The organism is Sphingobium sp. MP9-4 (assembly GCF_005281675.1).
GTDB lineage: Bacteria > Pseudomonadota > Alphaproteobacteria > Sphingomonadales > Sphingomonadaceae > Sphingobium > Sphingobium yanoikuyae.
Genome location: NZ_LUFI01000023.1, coordinates 65,920 through 85,190, shown reverse-complemented (window position 1 = coordinate 85,190; position 19,271 = coordinate 65,920). Strand labels below are relative to the sequence as shown.

The 19,271-nt window shown below is 63.4% G+C and carries 21 protein-coding genes; 15 read left to right on the top strand and 6 right to left on the bottom strand.

The features are described 5' to 3' along the window. Positions 1 to 6 precede the first annotated feature (6 nt). The 5 genes from A0U87_RS06230 to A0U87_RS06210 all read left to right on the top strand — a co-directional run bounded on the left by A0U87_RS06230 (position 7) and on the right by A0U87_RS06210 (position 4,285). Entirely contained in the window at positions 7 to 381 is a 375-nt protein-coding gene (locus A0U87_RS06230) for a putative quinol monooxygenase (RefSeq protein ID WP_037511323.1), read from the top strand. A gap of 66 nt (positions 382 to 447) precedes the next feature. Then, positions 448 to 639, top strand: coding sequence for a hypothetical protein (locus A0U87_RS06225; protein ID WP_048939447.1), 192 nt, complete (start codon positions 448 to 450; stop codon positions 637 to 639). After that, positions 636 to 2,747 carry an NAD-dependent DNA ligase LigA gene (ligA, locus tag A0U87_RS06220; protein ID WP_048939446.1) on the top strand — a complete coding sequence of 704 codons (2,112 nt, stop codon included), beginning with the start codon at positions 636 to 638 and terminating at the stop codon, positions 2,745 to 2,747. The genes A0U87_RS06225 and ligA overlap by 4 nt, the downstream gene beginning before the upstream one ends. 114 nt (positions 2,748 to 2,861) lie before the next feature. Further along, positions 2,862 to 3,179: a hypothetical protein gene (locus A0U87_RS06215; RefSeq protein ID WP_004211293.1), complete on the top strand. Its 318-nt coding sequence runs from the start codon at positions 2,862 to 2,864 to the stop codon at positions 3,177 to 3,179. Between the two features lie 77 nt (positions 3,180 to 3,256). Further along, positions 3,257 to 4,285, top strand: a complete 1,029-nt coding sequence (locus A0U87_RS06210; RefSeq protein ID WP_048939445.1) for an acyltransferase — start codon at positions 3,257 to 3,259, stop codon at positions 4,283 to 4,285. Here A0U87_RS06210 and A0U87_RS06205 read toward each other — a convergent pair. Then, complete coding sequence (locus A0U87_RS06205) at positions 4,282 to 4,674, bottom strand: helix-turn-helix domain-containing protein (RefSeq protein WP_048939444.1); 393 nt, start codon at positions 4,672 to 4,674, stop codon at positions 4,282 to 4,284. The genes A0U87_RS06210 and A0U87_RS06205 overlap by 4 nt on opposite strands. A 110-nt stretch (positions 4,675 to 4,784) precedes the next feature. Between A0U87_RS06205 and A0U87_RS06200 the strand changes: the two genes are divergently transcribed. Then, on the top strand, positions 4,785 to 5,396 hold the full coding sequence (locus tag A0U87_RS06200; protein ID WP_048939443.1) for an NAD(P)-dependent oxidoreductase: 612 nt from the start codon (positions 4,785 to 4,787) through the stop codon (positions 5,394 to 5,396). Positions 5,397 to 5,540: 144 nt separating this feature from the next. Here A0U87_RS06200 and yghU read toward each other — a convergent pair whose 3' ends face one another. Both yghU and A0U87_RS06190 read right to left on the bottom strand, forming a co-directional pair. Next, entirely contained in the window at positions 5,541 to 6,410 is an 870-nt protein-coding gene (gene yghU, locus A0U87_RS06195) for a glutathione-dependent disulfide-bond oxidoreductase (RefSeq protein ID WP_048939442.1), read from the bottom strand. Positions 6,411 to 6,525: 115 nt separating this feature from the next. Next, on the bottom strand, positions 6,526 to 6,963 hold the full coding sequence (locus A0U87_RS06190; RefSeq protein WP_048939441.1) for a universal stress protein: 438 nt from the start codon (positions 6,961 to 6,963) through the stop codon (positions 6,526 to 6,528). Between the two features lie 292 nt (positions 6,964 to 7,255). On the opposite strand from A0U87_RS06190, the gene A0U87_RS06185 reads away from it, so the two are divergent. The 5 genes from A0U87_RS06185 (at position 7,256) to A0U87_RS06165 (ending at position 13,544) form a co-directional block, all read left to right on the top strand. Then, positions 7,256 to 7,864 carry a hypothetical protein gene (locus A0U87_RS06185; RefSeq protein ID WP_137405291.1) on the top strand — a complete coding sequence of 203 codons (609 nt, stop codon included), beginning with the start codon at positions 7,256 to 7,258 and terminating at the stop codon, positions 7,862 to 7,864. 23 nt (positions 7,865 to 7,887) lie between these two features. Continuing rightward, a complete protein-coding gene (locus A0U87_RS06180) occupies positions 7,888 to 8,133 on the top strand; it encodes a hypothetical protein (RefSeq protein ID WP_048939438.1) in 246 nt (81 codons plus the stop codon). Between the two features lie 1,190 nt (positions 8,134 to 9,323). Next, entirely contained in the window at positions 9,324 to 9,611 is a 288-nt protein-coding gene (groES, locus tag A0U87_RS06175; RefSeq protein WP_004211301.1) for a co-chaperone GroES, read from the top strand. A gap of 56 nt (positions 9,612 to 9,667) precedes the next feature. Beyond that, positions 9,668 to 11,311, top strand: coding sequence for a chaperonin GroEL (gene groL, locus A0U87_RS06170; RefSeq protein WP_004211302.1), 1,644 nt, complete (start codon positions 9,668 to 9,670; stop codon positions 11,309 to 11,311). A gap of 241 nt (positions 11,312 to 11,552) precedes the next feature. Further along, a complete protein-coding gene (locus A0U87_RS06165; protein ID WP_037517799.1) occupies positions 11,553 to 13,544 on the top strand; it encodes an EAL domain-containing protein in 1,992 nt (663 codons plus the stop codon). A gap of 3 nt (positions 13,545 to 13,547) precedes the next feature. Here A0U87_RS06165 and A0U87_RS06160 read toward each other — a convergent pair whose 3' ends face one another. Then, complete coding sequence (locus tag A0U87_RS06160) at positions 13,548 to 14,483, bottom strand: crotonase/enoyl-CoA hydratase family protein (RefSeq protein ID WP_048939437.1); 936 nt, start codon at positions 14,481 to 14,483, stop codon at positions 13,548 to 13,550. A 235-nt stretch (positions 14,484 to 14,718) separates the two neighbouring features. On the opposite strand from A0U87_RS06160, the gene A0U87_RS06155 reads away from it, so the two are divergent. Further along, positions 14,719 to 14,901, top strand: coding sequence for a hypothetical protein (locus A0U87_RS06155; protein WP_004211308.1), 183 nt, complete (start codon positions 14,719 to 14,721; stop codon positions 14,899 to 14,901). 59 nt (positions 14,902 to 14,960) lie between these two features. Beyond that, entirely contained in the window at positions 14,961 to 16,091 is a 1,131-nt protein-coding gene (tgt, locus tag A0U87_RS06150; RefSeq protein WP_048939436.1) for a tRNA guanosine(34) transglycosylase Tgt, read from the top strand. A gap of 7 nt (positions 16,092 to 16,098) precedes the next feature. Here tgt and A0U87_RS06145 read toward each other — a convergent pair whose 3' ends face one another. Beyond that, on the bottom strand, positions 16,099 to 17,652 hold the full coding sequence (locus tag A0U87_RS06145; RefSeq protein WP_037517808.1) for a sensor histidine kinase: 1,554 nt from the start codon (positions 17,650 to 17,652) through the stop codon (positions 16,099 to 16,101). Positions 17,653 to 17,711: 59 nt separating this feature from the next. After that, positions 17,712 to 17,906 (bottom strand): NepR family anti-sigma factor, encoded by a 195-nt coding sequence (locus A0U87_RS06140; protein ID WP_037511289.1) that lies wholly within the window; start codon positions 17,904 to 17,906, stop codon positions 17,712 to 17,714. 332 nt (positions 17,907 to 18,238) lie between these two features. Between A0U87_RS06140 and A0U87_RS06135 the strand changes: the two genes are divergently transcribed. Beyond that, positions 18,239 to 19,033, top strand: a complete 795-nt coding sequence (locus A0U87_RS06135) for a response regulator (RefSeq protein ID WP_004211315.1) — start codon at positions 18,239 to 18,241, stop codon at positions 19,031 to 19,033. A 92-nt stretch (positions 19,034 to 19,125) separates the two neighbouring features. Next, the gene (locus tag A0U87_RS27000) at positions 19,126 to 19,257 is read left to right on the top strand and encodes a hypothetical protein (RefSeq protein WP_004211316.1); all 132 of its coding nucleotides are present in this window, start codon (positions 19,126 to 19,128) and stop codon (positions 19,255 to 19,257) included. Positions 19,258 to 19,271: the final 14 nt, after the last annotated feature.

The following is a 19,271-nucleotide window of genomic DNA, read 5'->3' as shown; positions in this document are numbered from 1 at the left end:
AGCCGCATGACCCATAATCGCAGAGACATGCTCGGCCTCACCGCCGCGACGCTGGCCGCAACGGCCATCCCCGCCGCTGCGCAGGAGGCAAAGCCGCGCTACGGCCTGATCGGCCAGATGCTCAGCACGCCGGGCAAGCGCGACGAACTGGTCGGTTATCTCAAGGATGCGATCGGCGCGATGCCCGGCTGCCTCTCCTATGTCGTCGCGCTCGACACCGCCAATCCCGATGCGCTCTGGATCACCGAGGTCTGGGACAGCCGCGAAAGCCACGCCGCCTCGCTGAAACTCCCCGCCGTCCGCGCTGCCATCGCCAAGGCGCGCCCGATCATCGCCGGCTTTCCCCAGCATTTCGAGACGGTGCCGGTGGCAGGAATCTGAATTCTGATATCATAGTTTCAACCGGGTGCCCGCCTTTGCAGGGCGCTCTCGACGAGGGCGTAGCGCATGCCACTTACGTTGGCGCAATTCCTATTTTCGATCCCTGTTACGCTGGGTGTGTTGTTTCTGCCGTTTTTCGTTGGAGGAATGTTGAAGAACCGTTCTTTGAAGCCACTTTTGATAGCTTATGTGATCGTCAGCGCGCTATTGGTGGCTTTTTTCTCTATCCTCGCCTTGTTTGAGCATCTGAATAAATGACTGATCCTACGCAAATTACCGAAGCCGAAGCCGCCAACCGCCTGATGCGCCTTGCCAGGGAGGTGGCGAAGCATAACCGCCTCTATCATGACCAGGACGCGCCGGAGATCAGCGACGCGGACTATGACGCGCTGATCCGCGAGAATAACGCGCTCGAGGCGGCCTTCCCGCACCTGATCCGCGCCGACTCGCCCAACGCACAGGTCGGCGCTGCCGCCACCTCGGCACTGAAGAAGGTGCCGCACGCGGTCCGCATGATGAGCCTCGACAATGGCTTTGCCGACGAGGATATCGCCGAGTTCGCCGCGCGCGTCCGCCGCTTCCTGGCACTGGCCGAGGATGCGCCGGTGGCGATGACCGCCGAACCGAAGATCGATGGCCTGTCCTGTTCGCTGCGCTATGAGCAGGGCAAACTGGTGCTGGCCGCGACCCGCGGCGACGGCACCACGGGTGAGGATGTCACCGCCAATGTCCGCACCATCGCCGACATCCCTGAGCGCCTGACCGGCGAAGCCATCCCCGACCTGTTCGAGGTGCGGGGCGAGGTCTATATGGCCAAGGCGGATTTCGTCGCCCTCAACCAGCGGCTGCTGGACGAGGCGGAGGATGCCGACAAGGCGCGCCAGTTCGCCAATCCGCGCAACGCGGCCGCCGGATCGCTGCGCCAGAAGGACGCCAGCGTCACTGCCAGCCGTCCCTTACGTTTCCTCGCCCATGGCTGGGGCGCCCATAGCGCGCTGCCCGCCGACACCCAGTTGGGCGTGATGCAGGCGATTGCGAGTTGGGGTCTGCCCGTGTCCGACATGCTGGTCTGCGTCGATAGCATCGACGCGATCCTGGCCCATTATCGCGCGATCGAACGCGCCCGCGCCGACCTGCCCTTCGACATTGACGGCGTCGTTTACAAGGTCGACCGGCTCGACTGGCAGCAGCGGCTCGGCTTCGTGGCCAAGGCGCCGCGCTGGGCGATCGCCCATAAATTCCCGGCCGAACGCGCCCAGACCACGCTGGAGGCGATCGACATCCAGGTCGGCCGCACCGGCAAGCTGACCCCGGTCGGGCGCCTGACCCCGGTGACGGTCGGCGGCGTCGTCGTCTCCAACGTCACGCTCCACAATGCCGACGAGATCGAACGGCTGGGCGTGCGGCCGGGCGACCGCATCGTCGTCCAGCGCGCCGGCGACGTCATCCCGCAGGTGGTCGACAATCTGACCCGCGACGAAGTACGCGAACCCTTTCCCTTCCCCACTCACTGCCCGGTCTGCGGATCGGAAGCGGTGCGCGAGGAGGAGGAAGTCGATTATCGCTGCACCGGCGGCCTGATCTGCGCCGCCCAGCGGTTCGAGCGGCTGCGCCATTTCGTCAGCCGCGCCGCGCTCGATATCGAGGGGCTGGGCGAAAAGACGATCGAGGAATTTCTCGACCTTGGCTGGATCAAGGAGCCGGCCGACATCTTCCGCCTGCGCACCCATGCCGGTGAACTGCTGGGGCGTGAGGGCTGGAAGGAAAAGTCGGTCGACAATCTGCTCGCCGCGATCGAGGCGAAGCGCGCGCCCGATGCCGCCAAGCTGCTGTTCGGCCTTGGCATCCGCCATGTCGGCGCCGTGACCGCGCGCGACCTGCTCAAGCGCTACACCACGCTTCCAGCGCTCCGCACCCTGGCCGACGAGATCATTGCCCTGCGCGATCAGGCCTATGAGACGCCGGCGAAGAAGGACAAGGCGATCGCCGAACATATCGGGGTCGAGAATGTCGGCGCTGCCGTGGGCCATGCGCTCGCCGATTTCTTCCACGAACCCCATAATGTCGAGGCGTGGGACGATCTGCTGAGCGAAGTGTCGCCGCCCGATTATGTCGTCGAGACCACCGCCAGCGCCGTCACCGGCAAGATCGTCGTCTTCACCGGCAAGCTGGAGACGATGAGCCGCGACGAGGCCAAGGCGCAAGCAGAGCGCCTGGGTGCCAAGGCGGCGGGATCGGTCAGTGCCAAGACCGATCTGGTCGTCGCCGGTCCGGGTGCGGGATCGAAGCTCAAGCAGGCGACGGCACTCGGTATCGAGGTGATTAGCGAAGAAGCCTGGGCTGACATCGTCAGGGCGGCAGGCTAGAGCATTTTCGAAGCAGATGGTATCATCTGCTGGCTCGGAAAATGCGGAAAATAAAAGGAAAGTAGAGCATCATCCATTCAGAATGAATGGATGATGCTCTATAGGGCGATCATCATGTCAAACAGCAACAACAGTGGCACCGTCCTGGTCGACGGCGCGCATTATGATTGGGAAGTGCGGCGCGAACCGCAATGGAGCGATGCCGATGGCTGGCGCGGCATGACCGTCGCCCTGCAGCAGCAGGGGACGCAGCGCGGCGCGGTGCTGGAATTTCCGCCGCCCAAGCGCCTGCTCAAAGGACTGGCGCGCGGCCGGCTCCAGATCAACGATGCCATCGTCGCGCGCGGCGTGCGCGCGGCGCTGGCGGCCGGCTGGGAACCGGAATCGCGCGGTAAGCCGATGCAGTTCATGGTCGACGCCGACGGCAATTGATGCCGGCGCCCCGGCGCGGGCGCTATCGTTCACGCAAATTTACCCAATCTTATCGCGTGGGGGCGTAGGGCAGGGGGATGATGGGGCAGGGCAGGACGCGATTGCAGGAACTGGACGCGCTGCGTGGCATCGCGGCCTTTTCCGTGCTGCTCTTCCATTATTTCAACATCTACCCCAAGCTCTTCCCGCATGGGCATCGCCTGCCGCCCTTGTTCGAACATGGCGGCTATGGCGTGCTGCTCTTCTTTGCCATTTCCGGCTTCGTCATCGCCTTCTCGCTGGAAGGAACGCGCAGCGCCGCCGATTTCGCGGTCAAGCGCTTCGCCCGGCTTTTCCCGGTCTATTGGGCCGCGATGGCGCTCTCGATCGGCATCGTCCTGCTGCTCGGCGCCGGCCAGTTGCTGCCGCCCGCCTGGGTGATCCCGGTCAACATGACGATGCTGCAGGGCTATTTCTATCTGCCTGCGGTCGACGGCGTCTACTGGACGCTGGGCGTCGAACTCGCCTTCTATTGCTGCATGCTGGCGATCTGGATGGGGCGCGGCTTTGCCCGGCTCGAATGGCTGCTGCTCGGCTGGCTCGCGATCAAGGCCGCAATCGCCGGCTGGCACGCCATGCCCAGCCGCCTCGTCATGCTGCTGGTGCTCGACTATATCCCCTTTTTCATCATCGGCATGCTCTTCTACCGCATCTGGTCGGGGCATCGTCGCTGGGGGCAACAGGCGCCCTTCTTCGTGGCGGCGCTGGCGACGATCGCCTGGGCCGACCCGCGCGAATATCTGGTCGCCGCGCTGCTGGTGATGGCGATCTTCGCCGCGATGCTGCGCGGCTGGCTGCCCTTCCTGCGCCATCGGCTGCTGCTCTGGCTGGGGGCGATCAGCTACGCGCTCTACCTCATCCACCATAATGCCGGGCTGGCGATCATGAACCTGGTCGATCGCGCCGGCCTGTCGACCTGGATCGGCTTCCTGCTGGCAACCGCTGCTTCGCTGCTGCTGGCGAGCGCGCTCACCTATGGCGTGGAGCGTCCCGCCGCCCGCCGCATCAACCGCTGGTGGCGTGAACGCACCGCGTCACAGGGCCAGCGCGCCACCCAGGCCGGTTAGGCGGCCTCGACCTCGCGCGCGTCATGCGCCCGGCGCGCATCCATGATCGCGCCGACATGGCCCTCGGCCCAGCGGGTGATCTGGTCCAATATGCCGATCAGCCCCTGCGCCATCTCCGTCAGCCGATATTCCACCGTCACGGGCACCGTGGCATAAGCCGCGCGGCTAACCAGTCCGTCGCGCTCCAGGCTTTTCAATGTCTGGGACAGCATCTTCTGCGAGATCGCGCCGATCCGCCGGCGCAGATCGTTGAATCGCACCGGCCCGTCCTTCAACGTCAGCATCACCAGCACCGCCCATTTGTCGCCGATCCGGTCCAGCACATGGCGGGTCGGGCAATCGGGATCATAGGCGTCGCCAGTGCGGGGCAGGGGCGTGGGCGCAGTCATGGCAGGCGGTTTCCTCGGCGTAACCAGGTGATGGCAAAGTGCCTTCTTGCGACCATGATATCAGGATCGCTATCTGGTTTCCATTGGTAACTACCCATGGAGAATGGAACATGAAGATCGCGATCATCGGCGGCAGCGGCCGTGCGGGGCGGGAAATCAGCGCGGAGCTGGCCCGCCGCGGACATCAGGTGACGGCGATCTCGCGCCATCCCGAACAGGCTGTGCAGGATGCCGGCGTCACCGCCATCGCTGGCGACGTCAATGATGCCGCCGCGCTCAGCGCGCTGCTCGCCGGCCATGATGCGGTGGTCAGCGCCGTCATGTTCGCTGACACCGATCCGGCATCGCTGGTCGGCGCGGTGCGTGCGTCGGGCGTGGCCCGCTATCTGGTGGTCGGCGGCGCCGGCAGCCTGGAGGTCGCGCCGGGCGTCAAGCTGATCGACACGCCAGACTTTCCCGAAGCCTATAAGGCCGAAGCTGGTCGCGGCGGCGATTTCCTCGCCTATCTGCGCGGCGTGGACGATCTCGACTGGACCTTCCTCTCGCCCTCCGCCCTGTTCTTCGTCGGTGATCGCAAGGGGACATTCCGTCTCGGCACCGACCAGCTGCTGGTCGATGGCGAGGGCAATAGCAGCATTTCCTATGCCGACTATGCCATCGCGCTCGTGGACGAGATCGAGGCGCCCCGGCACGTCCGCCAGCGCTTCACCGTGGGCTATTGATGGAATTCCTCCCCAAGCTTGGCTTGGGGAGGGGGACCGCCACAGGCGGTGGAGGGGCCGGTGCGTGACCTTGCATCATGCCCCTCCGTCCGTGCTTCCCGTTTCTCGACAGGCTCGAAACGAACGGAAGCTATGGAATGGGTGTCAGGCCACCCCCTCCAGCTTGTCCTGCGTCTTCGTGGCAAAGTCGCCCGCGTCATGCCGCTCGTGCAACTGATCCTCCAGCGGCCCGTTGGTCTTGTTGACGATCCGCCCGCGCTTCACCGCCGGGCGCGCATCGATCTGCTTCGCCCAGCGCAGCACGTTCTTGTAGCTGCCCGCGTCCAGAAACTCCGACGCGCCATAGACCCGGTTCAGCAGCACGCCCGCATACCAGGGCCACACCGCGATATCGGCGATCGAATATTCGTCGCCCGCCAGATATTCGTTGTCCGCCAGATGCCGGTCCAGCACGTCCAGCTGCCGCTTCACTTCCATCGTGTAGCGGTTGATCGGATATTCGTATTTTTCCGGCGCATAGGCGAAAAAATGGCCAAAGCCGCCGCCCAGGATCGGCGCGCTGCCCATCTGCCAGAACAGCCAACTCAGCGCCGCGGTGCGCTTGGCCGGATCGGTCGGCAGGAACTTGCCGAACTTCTCGGCCAGATAGAGCAGGATCGCGCCGGATTCGAACACGCGCTGCGGCGGCGACACGCTATGGTCCATCAGCGCGGGGATCTTGCTGTTGGGATTGACGTCGACAAAGCCGCTGCCGAACTGGTCGCCATCGCCGATGCGGATCAGCCAGGCATCATATTCGGCCTGCGTGACGCCCGCCTCCAGCAATTCCTCCAGCAGGATCGTCACCTTCTGCCCATTGGGCGTGCCCAGCGAATAGAGCTGGAGCGGATGCGGGCCGACCGGCAATGGCTTGTCATGGGTGGCGCCGGCGATCGGCCGGTTGATATTGGCAAAGGCGCCGCCCTTATCCTTGTCCCAAATCCAGACGGCGGGCGGGGTATAGCTGTCGGTCATGCAGGCATCGCTCCGATAAGGGCCTGTTCCAATAAAGGCCTGGGATGCCCGGCAGGTAGGAACGGCGCCCGCCCGCCGCAACCGAGCGCCGCTCAACCCCTGTTGATTATTTCTGCTAACCCGCTGCCTGCGTCCGCACCACCAGCACGCTGACCGGCGACTGGTGGATGATCGCCGACGCATTGGACCCCAGCATCTTGGATGTGAGCGAGGGCTGGTGCGACCCGATCACCACCAGGTCGGCCTTCAGCCGCGCCGCCTCGCTCAGCACCTCGTCGCGCACCCGCCCGCGCCGGGTCAGGAAATGGGTGCGATCGGGCGCCAGCCCGGCCTCGCTCGCCCATGTCTTCATCGCCGCCAGCGCATCACGCTCCTCATTCTCGTCGAAACTGCCGTCCAGCAGTTCGGAATAGCGGGTCGGCAGATAATAGCGGACATAGAGCAGATGGACGACGCCCTGGTGCCCCGCCACATCGGCCGCGCCGGCAATGGCGGCACGGGCGAGGTCAGGGGCGTTGACATCGACGGCGGCGACGATCGTGGCATAGGACATGGCGCTCTCCTCTTATCGCTTATGCGCCGTCCAACCATCGACGCGCGTGCGGGATGCCCCAGCCATCAAAGATTCCCGACCCGACATGAATAAGGACATACCGCAATCGCCGGGCAATGGGAGAGAGGCAAACTCGACCATTCCCACCCGTCGCTGAGATGGCGGAGTGGGGTGGATTTGCGACAGTCAGCTTTTGGAGAGAGGAGCGACGATAGCTTACCTTGGACAGTAAAAATCAAGCGGCAACAATCGTCGATAGCGAGCTTGCGCCAGAAGTGGCATCGTCATCATCATGATCATGCGGATTACACTGCTCGCGATTGTTTTTGGATTGGGCGTCTCTCCAACCTCCAACTCCTCGCCTGTCTCAGCGCGGCTCTGCCCATCGGACCCAAAGATCGCCACGCTGCTCGCTGGGTCAAGCATTGTGCTTATCGGCAAGATGGATGTGCCGAAGCAACGACTTACCGAGGAAGCGGCAAAGCCGTCACCGGGGTATCTGGACATCCCTATAAAGGTCGAGAGCGTCGTGAAAGGCGAAGACATGAGCAGTGCTACTGTCCGCTTCTATCCGCAGGATGCCACATACAAGCTATCTAATGCTGCGATGCTTGGCTTAGCTGGCGAACCGGCCATCCTATTTCTTAACCGAGGAGATGATGGTCCTGTTAGCCTATACTTCGCTGGCTATACGCCGGACGCATTGAAGCGGGCAACTGACCTGACGGTCGCCGCTACACGCGCCGAAGCTTCACGGCAGGCGAAGATCGTCGCATCGTGGCGGGCCAATACCACGCTTCCCCACTTCGCGAAGGTGCGCGCGCTCATCGCCAATCTCGGTCAGTCGATGGCGATCAGCAGCAGCATGTATTCGACCAGCTTGAAGCGTTGGGTTACGTAGCAGTGCCTGCTATCATTGCGCAGATGGATGATCGTCGCCATCTACGCACGCAGGCGATCTCCCTCGTGAACCACGCCCCAGACGCGTTCGAGGGGATGCGTCACTACGGGCCAGAGCAGGTCGGGGATGGACTTGATGCGGTGCTCAATCAAATCACCGGCGAGAGCTTCGGATCAATTGTGAACGGCGGTTCGAGTCGTCAACGCGATGCAGTGGTTGCCGGCTGGAGGGTCTACGCCGCCGATCTTGCATGTAAGCAGGACAAGTAACGCCCGGCTGTTTCTATCCTTCAATAAGCTTTATTGGCTAGATTTGGTGATGCAGCCTTCAATGTGCCACCTGAATGAGTGTCCGGTTTCAGCGATACGGAAGATTTTGGGGAGTGGCCAAGAATGGTCGAAAGCCGCTTCAGGGGTTCCGTCGCTTTGATCGTCGAATGCAGAGTGCAAGGAATATCGGATAAAGGCCCAACGAAGCTATAAAACCATAGAACAATCTGCCATCCGCTCTGGCTGAGCAGGACCGATAAACTTCATCGGTCAAGGCTGTTGAGCAATCACCCGCCATCATCGCCGAGATTACAACAACCATAAAGGCAGTAAGGATATAAATAACGGTCGCGGCGAGCAGATTACGCTTTTTCATATCAGTAATATGCGCCCCACGATGGGGCGCCGCAATGTCAGCTCATGGGCAAGGCGATAGTTTCGATTAGCGGCAAAAACTGGTCGTTACTTAGCTGTCAAAGCCGGATATCGTCATTGCGAGCGGAGCGAAGCAATCCACTGGCGCGAGATGGATTGCTTCGCTCCGCTCGCAATGACGGAGATGCTCGCGTCGCCGATACTGTCCTACATGCCCGATTTCTGATCTACCCTGCGCGATGGACCAGCGCCTTTCTTCGCATCGCCGCCTCTGCCTCGCCTGTAGCCTCATCGATGCGCGGCAGGCGCCTATGTGCCGCGTCGCCGTCGCTTCGCCGCCGCATGACGGGCGCGCGCCACTGACCCGCACCCCCACACCCCCGACGCGCGGCAGGCGCGTAGTCGACGCGTTCCCGGCGCGTTGGCGGTGCAAAGACCCCGGAAACCCCGTTTACACTGTGAACTTCGACGGGCGCGTGGCCCTATGCTGTTACCCGTCCTGCCGCCTGTCGCGTCGCAATCGTCGTGCGGTCCGTCGCGCCCGGCATGACGGGGCGGGGTGATTGCGCTATGGCCTGCGTGCCGGTCCGATCGATCCCCGATCCATCGGGACGGCGAAAATTTTTATCCCGTCCCGCCCTTGACCGGCGAAACGACTTTTCCATATGCATGCCGCTAGCACTCTCCATCCGCGAGTGCTAACAAGTGAGAGAGTTCATCGGGAGAAGGACAAGGCGGGGCACAATATCGCACGGGGGCATTCCTCTTGCGGGCCACGCCGGACCCATCCCAGCACAAAGGGAAAGGCAATCATCATGGCATTCCGTCCGTTGCATGACCGCGTTCTCGTTCGCCGCATTGAAGCGGAAGCGAAGACGGCCGGTGGCATCATCATCCCCGACACCGCCAAGGAAAAGCCGCAGGAAGGCGAAATCGTCTCCGTCGGTTCGGGTTCGAAGGCCGAAGACGGCAAGGTCACGCCGCTGGACGTCAAGGCCGGCGATCGCGTGCTGTTCGGCAAGTGGTCGGGCACCGAAGTCAAGGTCGACGGTGAAGACCTGCTCATCATGAAGGAATCGGACATTCTGGGTATTGTCGCCTAAGCGATTTCCCGAATTTCGGTTTTCCATTTTTCCCCATTTTTCGAAGGAATTAGATCATGGCAGCGAAGGACGTAAAGTTTTCGCGTGACGCTCGTGAGCGCATCCTGCGCGGCGTCGACATCCTGGCCGACGCGGTCAAGGTGACCCTGGGCCCGAAGGGCCGCAACGTCGTCATCGACAAGAGCTTCGGCGCCCCCCGCATCACCAAGGACGGCGTCAGCGTCGCCAAGGAAATCGAACTGAAGGACAAGTTCGAGAATATGGGCGCCCAGATGGTCCGCGAAGTCGCTTCGAAGACCAACGACATCGCCGGTGACGGCACCACCACCGCGACCGTCCTGGCCCAGGCCATCGTGCGCGAAGGCATGAAGTCGGTTGCCGCCGGCATGAACCCGATGGACCTGAAGCGCGGCATCGATCTCGCCGTCGCCAAGGTTGTCGAGGACATCCAGTCGCGCTCGAAGCCGGTTGCCGGTTCGGCCGAAGTGGCCCAGGTCGGCATCATCTCGGCCAATGGCGACAAGGAAGTCGGCGAGAAGATCGCCGAAGCCATGGAAAAGGTCGGCAAGGAAGGCGTCATCACCGTGGAAGAGGCCAAGGGTCTCGACTTCGAGCTGGACGTTGTCGAAGGCATGCAGTTCGACCGCGGCTACCTGTCGCCCTACTTCATCACCAACCCGGAAAAGATGGCCGTCGAGCTGGCTGATCCCTACATCCTGATCCACGAGAAGAAGCTCTCGAATCTGCAGTCGATCCTGCCGATCCTGGAAGCCGTGGTTCAGTCGGGCCGTCCGCTCCTCATCATCGCCGAAGACATCGAAGGCGAAGCGCTGGCGACCCTGGTCGTCAACAAGCTGCGCGGCGGCCTGAAGGTTGCTGCGGTCAAGGCACCGGGCTTCGGCGACCGCCGCAAGGCCATGCTGGAAGACATCGCCGTCCTGACCAAGGGCGAAGTGATCTCGGAAGACCTGGGCATCAAGCTCGAAAACGTCACCCTGGGCATGCTGGGCACCGCCAAGCGCGTCACCATCGACAAGGACAACACCACCATCGTCGATGGCGCCGGTGATGCCGACTCGATCAAGGGCCGTACCGAGCAGATCCGTGCGCAGATCGAAGTCACCACTTCGGACTATGACCGTGAAAAGCTGCAGGAACGCCTGGCCAAGCTGGCTGGCGGCGTTGCCGTCATCAAGGTTGGCGGTGCGACCGAAGTCGAAGTGAAGGAGCGCAAGGATCGCGTCGACGACGCCCTGCACGCGACCCGCGCTGCCGTCGAAGAAGGCATCGTCCCCGGTGGTGGCACCGCGCTGCTCTACGCGACCAAGGTTCTCGAAGGCGTCGCTGGCGCCAATGACGACCAGACCCGCGGTATCGACATCGTTCGCAAGTCGCTGACGGCGCTGGTTCGCCAGATCGCCGCCAACGCCGGCCATGACGGTGCTGTCGTCTCGGGCAAGCTGCTCGACCAGACCGACACCTCGTTCGGCTTCAACGCGTCGACCGACACCTATGAAAACCTGGTTGCCGCCGGCGTCATCGACCCGACCAAGGTCGTGCGCACCGCGCTCCAGAACGCTGCCTCGGTTGCTGGTCTGCTGATCACCACCGAAGCCGCGGTTTCGGAACTGCCCGAAGACAAGCCCGCCATGCCCGCCATGCCGGGTGGCATGGGCGGCATGGGCGGCATGGACTTCTAATTCGGTCGCGACCGAAACGAAGTTCTCGCTCACGCGACAAGAAAGGGGCCGGTGGAGCGATCCACCGGCCTTTTTCATGCCCGTCGTTTCTGCTGTCCTACAGCCTGTTTCCGGCCCCATATGACGGTGCCTTGGCCGGGGAGGGGTAGGGGGATATTGTTGATCGGGCAGCGGAATTGATCTGCTTTGGTGGGCATCGGATTTACCAAATCTCAAGGCTGATCCGCCACTATGCTGGCACGTGTCACGCCTCGTCCGCCATCTGTGCGCAGTCCTGCGCGCGCGCTTTGCGCCCCGTACCCAGCAGAATGCTGAGGTGCAGGACAGCCTCGTCAAAGCGCTTTATGCCTCCCCGGCATCGCTGCTTTCCGGCGCGATTTCAGGTGGTTCGCTCAGTCTCGTGATCGCCTGGCAGGCCCATGTCCTGACCATGCACATCATTGCCGCGCTGGTCCTGATCGTGGGAATCAGTCGCTCCATTTCGGCCGTCTATTTCCAGCGTGCGCTGGCGCATCAGGATGGTCCGGCGCGTCCGATCTGGGGAATCGCCTATGAAATGGGCGCCTGGATCTATGCCGCGCTGCTCGGGCTTCAATCGCTCGCGACCCTGACGATCAGCCAGGATGCGACCCTGCATGTGCTGGCCGTCGGCATGGTCGCCTCCTATGCGGGCGGCATTTCCGGCCGCAATGCCGGCCGGGTCCATGTCGCGGTCGGCCAGACCTGCTTCACCATGCTGCCGACCTCCATCGGCCTGCTGATCGCTGGTGGCGTCGGCTATGTCGTCCTTGGCGTGCTCTGCTTCCTGATGATCTTCGCCATGGCGGAAATCACCAAGACCACGCACCGCATCGTGCTGGAAGCGATGCAGGGCAAGCAGGAGAAGAGCAACCTTGCGATCAAGTTCGAGCGGCTGGCCCGCTATGACAGCCTGACCGGGGTGGAAAACCGCATGGCGATGCAGATGCGGCTGCGCGACCTGTTCGACAATCGCATTTCCGATGCGGATCAGACCGCCGTCCTGTGGATGGACCTCGACCGGTTCAAGGAAATCAACGACACGCTGGGCCATATCGTCGGCGACCAGCTGCTGTGCCAGGTGGCCGAGCGGCTGACCCGCGCGCTCGACCGGCGCGGCCATGTCGCGCGTTTCGGCGGCGACGAGTTCGTGCTGATCTGCCCCGGCGTCAGCCGCATCCAGGCCGAAGTGATCGCCGGCGACATCACCCGCATTCTGGCCGGCGATTTCGAAGTTGGCGGCCATCACCTGACCATCTCCGCCTCGATGGGTATTGCCGTCGCGCCCGAAGATGGCGCCGATGGCGACGAACTGCTGCAGCATGCCGATCTGGCGCTCTACAAGGCCAAACATGCCGGGCGAAACCGCCATGCCCAGTTCGACTGGACCATGAAGGAGCGGCAGAACCGCACCTATGAGCTGGAGACCGGGCTGCGTAGCGCGCTCGCCAATGGCGAGCTGCAACTTCATTATCAGCCGATCTTCGATACCGAGACTGGCCGGATCACCATCTGCGAGGCGCTGATGCGCTGGCAGCATCCCGAACTGGGCTGGATTTCCCCCGCCGAGTTCATCCCGATCGCCGAAAGCTCGGCCCTGATCGAGCCAATGACCAACTGGGCACTGGCCCAGGCGTGCCGCGACGCGATGGGCTGGGACGAGGATATCCGGGTCGCGGTCAATATCTCGCCCGCGCTCATCAAGACCGACGGCCTGCCGCGCGCAGTCATCTCCGCTTTGCTCCAGTCGGGGCTCAAGGCGCGCCGGCTGGAGCTGGAAGTCACCGAATCCATCTTCCTGGAAGATGACCGCCGCACCCATCTGATCCTCAGCGAATTGCGCCGTATCGGCTTGCGCCTCGCGCTCGACGATTTCGGCACCGGCTATTCCTCGCTGGGCGCGCTGCGCACCCATGAGTTCGACACCATCAAGGTCGATCAGAGCTTCATGCGCGGCGTCGGCGAAAATCCCCGCGACCGCGCCATCGCCCAGTCCGTCGCCTATCTGGCGCGCGCGCTGGAGGTGGAGACGGTGGCCGAGGGGATCGAGACCGAGGAACAGTTGCGCTACGCCCGCGAAACCGGCTTCACCAACGTCCAGGGCTTCGTCCTCAGCCGGCCGGTCCCGATCGGCGAGTTGCAGGCCCTGCTCAACCGCAACAGGGCCGATGTCCATGACATGGCGGCGCTGATCCGCCAGCGCCGCCTGGCCTGATCCTTATTTGGTCAGCCGCGTCTGGGCCGACGCCAGCCGGCGCATCATGCGGATATCCTTGAGGTCGGTCTTGAGCGCCGAAGCGGCCCAATTCTCGACAATATCCTTCAGTTCGTCATGGTGCAGCGGATCGACCCGGCGCCCGGCTTCATAGACGCCGACATGGCCGGCATGGTGCGGGCGATTGCGGGCGACGAAATCACGCACAGCCGCTTCCCCCTCGCCATCCTCGACCAGCGTATGGACGATGCCCATGTCGAACATCTCCTCCGCGGTGAAGACCTTGCCCGACAGGATCATGCGCTCGGCCGCCAGCCGGCCCAGCTTGCGCGACAGGATCGAATAGGCACCCATGCCGGGGAACAGGCCGAACAGCATTTCGGGCAGGCCGAAACGGGCGCTGCGCTCGGCGATCACCACGTCGAAACAGAGCAGCGCCTCGAACCCGCCGCCCAGCGCATCGCCCTGCGCCAGCGCGATCGACACCACCGGCATGTCGCCATTGCGCCAGGTGCGATGGACGACGTCGATGCAGGCATGGCCATATTGGACCAGGCCGGGCAGGTCGCCGCGCTCGATGCAGCCGGCGAACAGTTCGAGGTCGCCGCCCAGGTTGAACACGCCGGGGAAGCGGGAACCCGCGACCATATATTTGACCGGCAACTGGCCGACATCGAACAGCCGCTTGGTCTCGGCATACCAGTAGCGGACGTCGCGCAGCATGGTCATGCTGAAATTGGGTCGATTGGCCGGCGTCATGAACGCCCAGAGCGTTTCGGATTCGGCCTCCCACTGCACGTCGATCTGGCCCAGGTCGAACAGTTGGGAAGGGGCGGGAGATGACGTTACGGCATCCTCGCCAAAGCTTTCGATCTCGAATGCCGCTTCGACCTCGGTCGCGCGCTCGTCAGCTGCACTAAAGCGTCCTGAATCAATCATGTGCGCCCCATTTTTCTCTTGAATCTGAACCTTCGACGGTCGGCGCTTATGATGCAGTGCGGGACAAATAGTTGACAGATCATTAACCATTTTTATCCGCAACTGTTGCCCGGAAAGCGCGGTAAATGCGCCGAAATGGAGATTGTTGTTGCGATATCGCAACAGAAATTTTCGTTTCCCCTTTTCAGCCCGTCTGCTCAGCCCTTTGTTAACCATTGTTAATTAGGGCGGTCGCATGGACATGCATCGCCTTCCGGCCCGCAAGAATGTGACACTCACGCTACAGGATGCGCAGGGCCAGCCCTGGACCTTGCGCCTGTCCACCGATTGTCTGCGCTTCATCGGCCGCTATCGCCGGGTCGAGGGGTTCGACATCGACGCGATGACCCTGTTCGACGGCGTCCGCCGGGCCGGCTGAAACGGCGCTCCGACCGCGCTGCTCTTGTGCGCGCGGGCGTTCGCTCCTAGAGCGCGGCGATGACCAAGCCCCGCTTTTCCTTCTCGATCGCCGCCACCGACGGCAAGGCCCGCACCGGCGCGATCCAGATGCGCCGCGGCGAGATCCGCACGCCGGCCTTCATGCCGGTCGGCACCGCCGCCACCGTCAAGGCGATGCGCCCGGCCGAAGTGCGCGCCACCGGCGCCGACATCATCCTGGGCAATACCTATCATCTGATGCTGCGCCCCGGCGCCGAACGCATGGCGCGACTGGGCGGACTGCACGGCTTCATGGGCTGGGACCGGCCGATCCTGACCGACAGCGGCGGCTATCAGGTGATGAGCCTCAGCGCCCTTACAAAGATGAGCGAGGAGGGGGTCGCCTTCTCCAGCCATCTCGATGGCTCCAAGCATATGCTCAGCCCCGAGCGCTCGATGGAGATCCAGCGGCTGCTCGACAGCGACATCGTCATGGCGTTTGACGAATGTACCAAGAATGGCTGCACCCATGATGAAGCTGCCAAGTCGATGGAGCGGTCGATGCGCTGGGCCAAGCGCTCGCGCGACGGCTTCGATGCGGGCGGCGACCATGCCGAGCGTGCGGCGCTGTTCGGTATCCAGCAGGGCTCGCTCAACGAAGGGCTGCGCAAGATTTCAGCGGAAAAGCTGATCGAGATCGGCTTTGACGGCTATGCCGTGGGTGGCCTTGCAGTGGGCGAGGGGCAGGAGGCGATGTTCGCCACGCTCGACTTCGCGCCCGACATGCTGCCGCAGGACAAGCCGCGCTACCTGATGGGCGTGGGCAAGCCCGACGACATCGTCGGTGCAGTGGAGCGCGGCATCGACATGTTCGACTGCGTGTTGCCGACCCGGTCGGGCCGCAATGGCCAGGCCTTTACCTGGGCCGGCCCGCTCAACATCCGCAACGCCAAGTTCAACGAGGATCTGGGCCCGCTCGATCCGCGCTGCGGCTGTCCGGTCTGCGCGACCTGGAGCCGCGCCTATCTCCATCATCTGGTGAAGTCGGGCGAGATGCTGGGCGCGATGCTGATGACCCAGCATAATATCCACTTCTATCAGGAACTGATGCAGGGCCTGCGCGACAATATTGCGGCGGGCACATTGTCGACCTTCACGGCCGATTTCCGCCGCGACTATCAGCGGGTCTGACGCTTTTTCAGGGAATGACGCTGATCGCGATGCTGTAGCGGCCCGCTTCGGCATCATGATCGAGCGGGGAGCGGAGCTGGCGCGACAGGCCGGTCAGCACCCGGCCATAGCGTTCGTTCAGCAATAAAGTCATTTCCGGCCCGGCGCACAGCGCGGGCGACGCCATCTGCAACAGGGCGCGGTCGTTGCGATCGGCCTCCAGATGCACCGAAATCCGCATCGTTGCGCGCGGATCGGACAGCATCGCCAGTTCGACCAGTTCGGTCACCAGGAAGGCGACCGGAACGGCGACATCCTGGCTGATGTGCAGATCATCGTCGCTGTCGATCTGGATACCGAAACGGCGCGCCTCATGCGGGGCAGTGCCGCGCAGGCTGGCGGACAATTCGCTGATCAGCGGACGCACGCCGACGCCGCGATTTTCCTCCAACTCGGCAAAATGGTTGCGATGGACGACCGACAGGGCGTCGACCCGGCGCTGGATCGACCCATAGGCCGACACCGCTTCGGGCTCATGCGCCGACCGGGCGTGCAGGCTGATCAGGCTGGCGATGATCTGCAGGTTGTTCTTGACCCGATGATGCACCTCGCGCGTCAGCTTGCGCTGGGTGTCGAGCGCGGCGGCCATTTCCGCCTCATGGGTGGCGACATCCTCACTGATCTCGCGGAATGTGTCGCCCAGGTCGCTGATCTCGTGCGCGGGGGTGCGGATGCGCCGCAGCGGCTCCAGCACTTCGCCGGGCTGATAGGCGGCAACCTGGCGCCGCAACAATACCAGCGGGCGGATCAGCAGCCGATTGACCACGAACCAGCCGATCGCCGCGGCCGCGAACCACATCACCAGCGGCAGGAACAGCGACAGCAGCCGGGCGATCGTCGCGGGCGGCTCGCGCACCGTCATGGTCAGCAATATGTCGGGCGGGTCGAGCCGGGCAGACAGGCTGCTGCTATGACCGTCGATCCGGCTGCCGGGGCGGCTGACGATCATCTGCCGCTCGCCCTGGCGCAGGCTCAGTTGCCGGTTCTGCAGCGCGGTGGCCGGATCGGCGACGCTTTCGAGGTGCGGCCGCGAATAATAGGCCAGCGCCGCGACGCGGTTGTCATGGCTGTGGGTGCGCGAGAGCAGAAAGTCGCCGGACGACAGCAGTTCGACGCGCGGGCCGATGAAGCGGCGCGCGGGCGGAATGCCGGCCGGTTCCGGCGTGGCCGATCCGCACAGCTTCTTGCCCGATCGGTCATAGATATAGAATCGGATGCCGTTCCGGTCCTGCGCGGTGAGGAAGAAGGAGAGGCGGTTGCAGATTTCGCCGTCCGCCTTGCCATCGGCCAGCGCGTTGACGGTCAGGCCCAGCGCGGTGCGATCAGCGTTCAGATCTGCGGTCAGCTTGCGCGCGCTCTGCGTCACGGCGACACGCAGCAGCGCCTCCTTCTCCAGGTCAGCGGTGCGGATCGCCTGCAGCGACGCCACCAGCGCGATCAGCCCCAGCGGCAGCAGCGCGAGCGTCAGGATGAGGAACATCTTGACGCCGGTGGACCGGAGATAGACGCCGAACATGGTCATGGGGGATCGAGAGGGTCCTTGTCTGGGCGGCAGAGAAATGCCGCCCCGACCAGCGTTGATCAGTCCAGTTTGCTGAGCAGGTCCAGCATTTCGGCGGGAATATCTTCGTCGACCGTGCGCTGATAGACGGACTTGAGCACCTGGGACACCTGGGCCTCGTCCTTTTTCGCGGCCGCGCGGCGCTTGCGTGGTTCGGGCGCAGTCTTCATGTCGCGGTCGCGGATGGTCGTGCCGACGTCAATATCCCCTCCCATCCTGTCCCGTTCCGTTGTTGAAGAAACCAAAATCAGCCCCTTTGAAGCTAAATCCGTGACGCCAGCCTGTCCGCTATTTCGCCGCAACGCATAGCGGCGTCAATTCACCAAGCTGGGCAAATTTCACCAAAAAGCCGTTACCGTCGAAAAAACCGAACGAGAGTGAAACAAATCTTGGTGTCGATGGTTCCGGCATTCGAAGCATTTTTTGCACCGTCGGTCATTCGGCGGCAGGGGGAGAGGGGCTTGCCAGCGCGGCATCGTCATCCCATCCTCCGGTGGAGCCGATGTTTCGGACAACAGGCCCGACAGGGCAGGGAGAAGACTTACCGATGTCGCTTGGACAGCAACTGCACCCCCATCTTCCTTTCTTGCGGCGCTATGCGCGCGCGCTGACGGGCAGCCAGACTCATGGCGATGCCTATGTCCGCGCCACGCTGGAAGCGATCGTCGCCGCGCCGGAGGAGTTTCCCAGCGGTGTCGATCCTCGCCTCGGCCTCTACAAGACCTTCCATGCGATCTGGTCGTCCTCGCATCTGGATGACGAGCCCGGCTTCTCGGGTTCGATCGGGCAGGAGGCGATCGCCCATGCCCGCCTGGCCCGGCTGACCCCGCTGCCGCGTCAGGCGCTGCTGTTGACCGCGCTCGAAGGCTTCACCACGGAAGATGCCGGCTATCTGATCGGTCTCGACACCGCCGATGTCGAGGCCCTGGTCGAGGAAGCGCTGGAGGAAATCGAAGCGCAGACCCGTGCCAAGGTTCTGATCATCGAGGATGAGCCGATCATCGCGATGGATATCGAGACGATCGTGCGCGACCTTGGTCATGACGTGACCGCCATCGCCGTCACCCGCGAGGATGCGGTGCGCGAGGCGCTGGCGGAGCGGCCCGGCCTGGTGCTGGCCGATATCCAGTTGGCCGATGATTCGAGCGGCATCGACGCGGTGAAGGACATTCTCGCCGAATTCTCGGTGCCGGTGATCTTCATCACTGCTTTCCCCGAACGGCTGCTGACCGGCGAACGGCCCGAGCCGACCTTCCTCATCACCAAGCCGTTCCAGCGCTCGACGGTCAAGGCCGCGATCTCGCAGGCGCTTTTCTTCGACGAAGCGACCGCTCCGGCCTGACCTGTCTTCCCGCCGGCCGATCCTTTGTGACGGTCGGCGGAACCCTCCCGGCTTTAACGCGTTAAATATGCGTAACGATTCGGAGAGGGCCGATGGCCGACGAGGAGCAGCATATCTCGACGCAGGACGCACGGGGCGGCGCCACGCCGCACGTCGTTCGCTATGTGCTGGGCATTTCGCTCGCACTGGCCGTGATCGTGATGCTGCTGGTTCTCTGGCGGTAAGGCAGTGGAAAAAA